Source organism: Raoultella sp. T31 (genome assembly GCF_002806725.1).
GTDB lineage: Bacteria > Pseudomonadota > Gammaproteobacteria > Enterobacterales > Enterobacteriaceae > Klebsiella > Klebsiella electrica.
Window position 1 is genome coordinate 22,938 of the sequence record NZ_PIBO01000050.1, and the last position, 8,002, is coordinate 30,939.

Annotated in this window: 7 protein-coding genes and 1 tRNA gene; 4 read left to right on the forward strand and 4 right to left on the reverse strand. The window is 54.5% G+C overall.

Features of this window, described 5'->3' with window-relative positions:
- Position 1: 1 nt before the first annotated feature.
- The 3 genes from galK to gpmA all read left to right on the forward strand — a co-directional run bounded on the left by galK (position 2) and on the right by gpmA (position 3,147).
- Positions 2–1,150, forward strand: coding sequence for a galactokinase (galK, locus tag CWM52_RS23360; RefSeq protein ID WP_100686264.1), 1,149 nt, complete (start codon positions 2–4; stop codon positions 1,148–1,150).
- The gene (gene galM, locus CWM52_RS23365; RefSeq protein ID WP_100686265.1) at positions 1,144–2,187 is read left to right on the forward strand and encodes a galactose-1-epimerase; all 1,044 of its coding nucleotides are present in this window, start codon (positions 1,144–1,146) and stop codon (positions 2,185–2,187) included. Before galK ends, galM begins: the two co-directional genes overlap by 7 nt.
- 207 nt (positions 2,188–2,394) lie before the next feature.
- Positions 2,395–3,147, forward strand: coding sequence for a 2,3-diphosphoglycerate-dependent phosphoglycerate mutase (gene gpmA / locus CWM52_RS23370; protein WP_100686266.1), 753 nt, complete (start codon positions 2,395–2,397; stop codon positions 3,145–3,147).
- Positions 3,148–3,243: 96 nt separating this feature from the next.
- On the opposite strand, the gene aroG is transcribed toward gpmA, so the two are convergent.
- The gene (aroG, locus tag CWM52_RS23375; RefSeq protein WP_100686267.1) at positions 3,244–4,296 is read right to left on the reverse strand and encodes a 3-deoxy-7-phosphoheptulonate synthase AroG; all 1,053 of its coding nucleotides are present in this window, start codon (positions 4,294–4,296) and stop codon (positions 3,244–3,246) included.
- 406 nt (positions 4,297–4,702) lie between these two features.
- Here aroG and zitB point away from each other — a divergent pair, with 406 nt between their 5' ends.
- Entirely contained in the window at positions 4,703–5,644 is a 942-nt protein-coding gene (gene zitB / locus CWM52_RS23380) for a CDF family zinc transporter ZitB (RefSeq protein ID WP_100686268.1), read from the forward strand.
- On the opposite strand, the gene pnuC is transcribed toward zitB, so the two are convergent.
- From pnuC to CWM52_RS23395, 3 genes are all read right to left on the reverse strand, one after another.
- On the reverse strand, positions 5,641–6,360 hold the full coding sequence (gene pnuC / locus CWM52_RS23385; RefSeq protein ID WP_100686269.1) for a nicotinamide riboside transporter PnuC: 720 nt from the start codon (positions 6,358–6,360) through the stop codon (positions 5,641–5,643). The genes zitB and pnuC overlap by 4 nt on opposite strands.
- Positions 6,361–6,396: 36 nt before the next feature.
- Positions 6,397–7,440, reverse strand: coding sequence for a quinolinate synthase NadA (gene nadA, locus CWM52_RS23390; RefSeq protein WP_100686270.1), 1,044 nt, complete (start codon positions 7,438–7,440; stop codon positions 6,397–6,399).
- Positions 7,441–7,754: 314 nt separating this feature from the next.
- Positions 7,755–7,830 (reverse strand) — tRNA-Lys (locus CWM52_RS23395).
- Positions 7,831–8,002: the final 172 nt, after the last annotated feature.

Here is an 8,002-nt window from a genome sequence, read left to right on the forward strand (position 1 = left end):
AATGAGTCTGAAAGAGAAAACCCAAACCCTGTTTGCTGAAAAATTCGGCTACCCTGCCACCCACGCTATTCAGGCCCCGGGCCGCGTCAATTTGATCGGCGAACACACCGACTATAACGACGGCTTCGTGCTGCCCTGCGCGATTGATTATCAGACGGTGATCAGCTGTGCGCCGCGCGCGGACCGGATTGTCCGGGTGATTGCCGCCGATTATGACAATCAGAGCGACGAGTTCTCCCTCGATAAGCCGATTGTCAGCCACGATACCCAGCAGTGGTCAAACTATGTCCGCGGGGTGGTGAAACACCTGCAGAAACGCAACAACCATTTTGGCGGCGCCGATCTGGTGATCGGCGGCAACGTGCCGCAGGGGGCGGGTTTAAGCTCCTCCGCGTCGCTGGAAGTGGCCGTCGGAACCGTATTCCAGCAGCTGTACCATCTGCCGCTGGACGGGGCACAAATTGCCCTTAACAGCCAGGAAGCGGAGAACCAGTTCGTCGGCTGTAACTGCGGCATCATGGACCAGCTTATCTCGGCGCTGGGTAAGAAAGATCACGCTCTGCTGCTTGACTGCCGCACATTAGGAACCAAGGCCGTCTCCATGCCGAAAGGCGTCGCGGTGGTAATCATCAACAGTAATTTTAAACGTACTCTGGTCGGCAGCGAATACAACACCCGCCGCGAACAGTGCGAGACCGGCGCGCGTTTCTTCCAGCAGCCTGCGCTGCGCGACGTCAAAATCGCCGAGTTCAATGCCGTTGCCCATGAGCTGGATCCGGTGGTTGCGAAACGCGTGCGCCATGTCCTGACCGAAAATGCGCGTACGCTCGAAGCCGCCGCCGCGCTGGAAAAAGGCGACCTCAAGCGGATGGGGGAACTGATGGCGGAATCTCACGCCTCAATGCGCGATGATTTCGAAATTACCGTTCCGCAAATTGACACGCTGGTGGAGATAGTCAAAGCCACCATCGGCGATAAAGGCGGCGTACGTATGACCGGCGGCGGATTTGGCGGTTGCGTCGTGGCGCTGGTACCGGAAGAGTGCGTTGATAGCGTTAAGCAAGCCGTCGCGCAGCAGTATGAAGCGAAAACCGGTATTAAAGAGACCTTCTACGTTTGCAAACCATCACAGGGGGCTGGCCAGTGCTAAACCAAACAACAGACCTGGCGCCCGACGGGCAGCCGTGGAATCTAATTACCCTGCGGAATAATGCCGGGATGGTGGTCACGTTGATGGACTGGGGCGCGACGTTATTATCCGCCCGGGTCCCACTGGCCAATGGCGAAATTCGCGAAGCGCTGCTCGGCTGCGCGACGCCGGAAGGCTATACCCGTCAGGCGGCCTATCTCGGCGCCTCCGTGGGTCGCTATGCCAACCGTATCGCCAACAGCCGTTTTACCCTGGATGGCCAGACGGTCCAACTGACCCCTTCTAACGAGGCCGGCCATCAGCTGCACGGCGGGCCAGGCGGGTTCGACAAACGTCGCTGGCAGATAGTCAGCGCGGACACGCATCAGGCGCTGTTTGCCCTTATTTCCGCTGACGGCGATCAGGGTTTTCCCGGCAATCTGCAAGCCACGGCGCACTACCGTCTTAGCGAAGATAACCGTATCGCCATCGAGTATCGTGCGACGGTTGATCGGCCCTGTCCGGTCAACCTGACCAACCACGTCTACTTCAACCTCGACGGTGGACAGACGGACGTGCGCAACCATCAGCTACAAATTTTCGCCGACAGCTACCTGCCGGTGGAGAGCGACGGTATTCCGGGCGGTGATTTACAGGACGTCGCCCAAACCAGCTTCGATTTTCGCACGCCGAAAACCGTCGCGGTCGACTTCCTTCGCGATGCCGATCAGCAGAAGGTGAAGGGGTATGATCATGCTTTCCTGCTGCAGGCAAAAGGCGATGCCCGCAAGGCCGCGGCCCACGTCTGGTCTCAGGATGGTCAACTGCAGATGGCGGTGTATACCTCCGCCCCTGCCCTGCAGTTTTATTCGGGTAACTATCTGGACGGAACGCCATCGCGCACGGAACAGCCGTACGCCGACTGGCAAGGTCTGGCTCTGGAGAGTGAATTTCTGCCGGATTCACCCAATCATCCGCACTGGCCTCAGCCCGACTGCATCTTGCGCCCGGGCGAGGAGTACGTCAGCCTGACGGAATATCAGTTTATTGCCCGATAAGCCTCTGGCCCTCCTGACGGAGGGCTTTTTTTCATCACTTTGCTGCAAATTACGCCACTCGCAGACAAAAATATAACCGCCGATTTACAAGCATCTTACACTGAGCCACGATTTTCGCTATGGTTAGGGATAAGCATTGCCGTGACGCAAATCGCGGCAATATAATGAGAATTGTTATCATTCAAACAAAGCTTGAGGAGTAAGTGTATGGCTGTAACTAAGCTGGTACTGGTCCGTCATGGCGAAAGCCAATGGAACAATGAAAACCGTTTCACCGGTTGGTACGACGTTGATCTGTCCGAGAAAGGCGTAGGTGAAGCAAAAGCGGCAGGTAAACTGCTGAAAGACGAAGGCTTCAGCTTCGATTTTGCTTATACCTCTGTGCTGAAACGTGCCATCCATACTCTGTGGAACGTGCTGGATGAGCTGGATCAGGCCTGGCTGCCGGTTGAGAAATCCTGGAAACTGAACGAGCGTCACTACGGTGCATTGCAGGGTCTGAACAAAGCGGAAACCGCTGAGAAATACGGTGATGAGCAGGTTAAACAGTGGCGCCGTGGCTTTGCCATTACTCCGCCGGAGCTGACCAAAGACGACGAGCGCTATCCGGGCCACGATCCGCGTTATGCAAAACTGACCGATCAAGAGCTGCCGGTAACCGAAAGCTTGGCGCTGACCATCGAGCGCGTAGTGCCTTACTGGAACGAAACCATTCTGCCGCGTCTGAAAAGCGGTGAGCGCGTGATTATCGCCGCTCACGGCAACTCCCTGCGCGCGCTGGTGAAGTACCTGGACAATATGGGCGAAGACGAAATCCTTGAACTGAACATCCCGACCGGCGTACCGCTGGTTTATGAGTTCGACGAAAACTTCAAACCGATCAAACACTACTATCTGGGCAATGCGGATGAAATCGCCGCAAAAGCCGCCGCGGTAGCAAACCAGGGTAAAGCGAAATAATTTTCGCCAGCCATAAAAAAAGCGTGGACCCGTCCACGCTTTTTTATTGGCTCTGAATCCCGGCGACACGATGCGCTGCCGGGCTCAGGCTGCGGATTAACCGCGACGGGCTTTTACCGCATCTGCCAGCTGACGCAGGATAGTATCGGTATCTTCCCAGCCGATGCAGGCATCGGTGATGCTTTTACCGTAGGCCAGCGGCGCGCCGCTCTCCAGACTCTGGCTACCTTCCACCAGATGGCTTTCAATCATCACGCCCATAATCGCCTGCTCGCCACCAGCTATTTGCCGGCACACATCGGCGCCCACTTCCATCTGTTTTTTGAACTGCTTGCTGGAGTTCGCGTGGCTGAAATCAATCATCAGCTGTACGGGCAGACCCGCTTTTGCCAGACCCACTTTCACTTCAGCAACATGCTTCGCACTGTAGTTTGGCTCTTTGCCGCCGCGCAGAATGATATGACAGTCGCTGTTGCCGCTGGTATTCACAATCGCCGAATGACCCCATTTGGTCACTGACAGGAAGCAGTGCGGCGCGCCCGCTGCGTTAATCGCGTCGATGGCCACTTTTATTGTCCCGTCGGTGCCGTTTTTAAAACCTACCGGACAAGAAAGGCCAGACGAAAGTTCGCGATGCACCTGTGATTCCGTGGTACGCGCGCCAATGGCGCCCCAGCTCATCAGGTCAGCAAGGTATTGCGGGGTGATCATATCGAGGAATTCACCCGCCGCAGGCAGCCCGCTGTCGTTAATCTCCAGCAGCAGCTTACGCGCGATACGCAGACCGTCGTTGATGTGGAAGCTGTTATCCATATGCGGATCGTTGATTAACCCCTTCCAGCCAACGGTAGTACGCGGTTTTTCAAAGTAAACGCGCATCACCACTTCCAGCTCGCCCTTCAGCTCCTCACGAAGCGTCAGCAGGCGTTCAGCATACTCTTTCGCTGCGGCAGGATCGTGGATGGAGCACGGGCCAATCACCACCAGCAGACGATCGTCATTGCCTTTAAGGATCTGATGGATCGCTTTACGAGCGTGCGCCACGGTGTTAGCAGCATTTTCGGTCGCGGGGAACTTTTCCAGGAGTGCAACGGGAGGTAATAATTCGTTGATCTCTTTAATACGTAAATCGTCGTTCTGATAATTCATTTTCTTTCCAGCGTTGCCATACTTAATCAATTGTGTGCAATCCTTTCAATCTAACTCGCCGTCAGAAAAGTGTAAACAGACTTTTACAGTCGCAAGGGTAATTGACTGATTAAACAGATAAAAACAATACAAACCACAGGAATAGTGAGAAGCAAAGCCCCGCCAGTAGTTACAAACACCAGGAATTTAACACATATAAATATTATATATTGCATTGGTGAGATATCACTCAATAATGCTCCAGCCATCGGCATTTTTACCCTATTGTTGCCGCATCTGCGTATTGTTGAAACAAATGCCGCAGCACCTTGCCCTATCGACATTCGCTGATGGAACAGATGCCCGATTGTGGTTAATCTGTAAGAAGGTCAGAGACTAATTGCTAAAATAATGACAGGATTCTGTAATGGCTCATGCTCACACTCCGTCAGAAACCCCCGACCGCGGTAACGAAAAACGCCTGTTGCAGGCTTTCATCGTCACCGCCGGATTTATGCTGGTTGAAGCCATCGGCGGCGTCGTTTCAGGCTCGCTGGCGCTGCTGGCTGATGCCGGTCATATGCTCACCGATTCAGCCGCCCTGTTGTTCGCTCTGCTGGCGGTGCGCTTCGCCAGTCGTCCGCCCAATACCCGCCATACCTTCGGCTGGCTGCGTCTGACCACGCTGGCGGCTTTCGTCAATGCCATTGCACTGGTTGTGATTACCATTCTTATTTTCTGGGAAGCGATTCAGCGTTTTAACCATCCGCAGCCCGTCGCCGGTAACACGATGATGGTGATTGCCGTAGCCGGGCTACTGGCAAACATACTGGCATTCTGGATCCTGCATCGCGGCAGCGAAGAGCGAAATCTCAACGTTCGCGCAGCGGCATTACATGTGCTGGGTGACTTACTGGGCTCGGTCGGAGCGATTATTGCCGCCATCGTGATTATCACCACCGGCTGGACGCCAATTGACCCGATTTTATCGGTGCTGGTCTCATGCCTGGTATTGCGCAGCGCCTGGCGGCTGTTGCAGGAAAGTATCAACGAACTGCTGGAAGGAGCGCCGCGGTCGTTAGATGTCGAGGGGTTGCAGCGCGATTTGCACCGCTCGGTGGCGGAAGTCCGCGACGTACACCACGTCCACGTCTGGCTGGTCGGCGAAAAAACGGTTATGACGCTGCATGTTCAGGTTGTCCCTCCGCACGATCACGACGCTCTGCTGAATCGCATCCAGGCATTTTTGCAGCATAAATATAATATTGAGCATGTGACCGTGCAGATGGAGTATCAGCCCTGTAGCGGCCCGGAATGCCATCTTAATATGACGCACGCCGGGCACGACCCTCATCACCACCACCATTAGCGAGAAAACGCGTGAGAACCTCGCTCACGCGCGCTGTTGATCCACATCCGACTGCCGTTAAGGGCAATAAAGGTCAAAAGCAGATATTCCAGCGACATCGCGTAAACCCCCTGAAGGGCGAAAATCACCACGCTGATGATGTTGATGATCACCCAAAGCAGCCAGTTTTCGACATACTTACGGGTCATCAGAATCATGGCGGCGACCGACAGCACCATCATGCAGGAGTCCCAGAACGGGAAGGCATCGGGCTGCAGTTCCGGCATCGTGACCTGCAGTCCCAGACTCTGCATGAGGGCGACCGCGATGCGCGTCAGGAAGGCGAAGACCGGATTAATGAAGACCGTCATCAGCGCAATTGCCACGATACAAGCGATCAGCCAGCCCAGCGCCTTCGGCAATGGCAGCCAGCGAATACGCAGCTCGGCTTCATGGCTGCTGGTTTGCCGGGACCAGGCGTACCAGCCATAAACGTTGGCGGCAAAGAAAAAGACCTGCAACAGCAGACTGGCATAAAGCTGAATCTGAAAGAAAATAATGGCAAACAAGGTGACGTTGACCAGCCCAAACGCATAGTTGCTGATCTTTTCCAGACTAGCCAGCCAGATACACAGTAGCCCGGCAAGCGTACCGACCGCCTCGATCCATGATAAGTCGTATCCGCCGGCGCCGATGGGTATATGCACCAGGATATTCTGCGTACTAAAAAAATCCATATTTTCCCCGTCCAGTATTGATTGCGTAATTAATCACTATCCCCGAAGTGTAGCCGCAAAATCCAGCATTCTGTTCAGCGGGACTAATGCGCCGGTACGCAGCTGCGCATCGACCTTAATTTCGTGTTCGCGTCCCCCATTTTCCAGCCCTTCGGCAATCGCCTTCAGGCCATTCATCGCCATCCACGGGCAGTGGGCGCAGCTACGACAGGTTGCCCCCTCTCCCGCGGTCGGCGCTTCCAGCAGCTCTTTTTCCGGTACCGCCTGCTGCATTTTATAGAAGATCCCGCGATCGGTGGCGACAATGAGCTGGCGCACCGCAAGCGTTTTAGCCGCGGCAATCAGCTGGCTGGTCGACCCTACTGCATCCGCCATATCCACAATAGACTGCGGCGATTCAGGATGTACCAGAATGGCGGCATCAGGATAGAGGGCTTTCATCCGCGTTAACGCCTGGGTTTTAAATTCATCATGGACAATACAGGCCCCCTGCCAGCACAAAACATCTGCGCCGGTCTGGCGCTGTACGTACCGGCCTAAGTGACGGTCAGGCGCCCAAAGAATTTTTTCCCCGAGGCTGTCGAGATGCTCAATAAGCTCAACGGCAATACTGGAGGTCACCACCCAATCGGCGCGCGCTTTGACCGCCGCTGAGGTATTAGCATAAACGACGACGGTACGATCCGGGTGGGCATCGCAGAATGCGTTAAACTCCTCAATCGGGCAGCCCAGATCCAGAGAACACTCGGCATGCAGCGTAGGCATCAGGATGGTCTTCTCCGGGCTGAGAATTTTTGCCGTTTCCCCCATGAAGCGTACGCCGGCCACCAGCAACGTCGACGCTGAATGACGGGCGCCGAAACGAGCCATTTCGAGAGAGTCAGCGATACAGCCGCCGGTCTCTTCGGCCAGTTGCTGAATTTCCGGGTCGGTATAGTAATGAGCCACCATCACCGCATCGCGCTCGCGCAGCAGACGTTTAATCTTTTCACGGTAAAAGTGCTTTTCATCGCGACTTAATGGCAACGGTTTAGGCGGGAAAGGGTAAATCGCCGTTTCGGGGTCAAACATTACGCTCATCTTGCAATCTCGTTTTACTGGCTTAACTCAAATGCCGTTAACATGCCTTCAGATGGCATAGCGGCGGTCATGATGTTTTATATGCTAAACAAGATAGCGGATTGTACAGAAAATGTCGTGGGGAATTTATTGCCGTCTGATGACAAAAAAGGGGAATTAGCATTTCTGGGGAGAAAACAACAGAGAGCAAAAAGGCGCCTTTAGGGCGCCTTTTTACATTGGTGGGTCGTGCAGGATGACTCGCTCTGCTCGCCCTTCGGGCCGTTGCTACGCAACGTTATCCTTCACGTTTAACATCAGCTTTAATGTTAAAGTGGTGGGTCGTGCAGGATTCGAACCTGCGACCAATTGATTAAAAGTCAACTGCTCTACCAACTGAGCTAACGACCCCTTGCGGGACTTCACTTTTACTATTCAGGTGCGCAGGATGACTCGCTTTCGCTCGCTCCAGGACCGTTGCCACGCAACGTTATCCTTCACGTTTAACATCAAGGTTCAATGCTAAAGTGGTGGGTCGTGCAGGATTCGAACCTGCGACCAATTGATTAAAAGTCAACTGCTC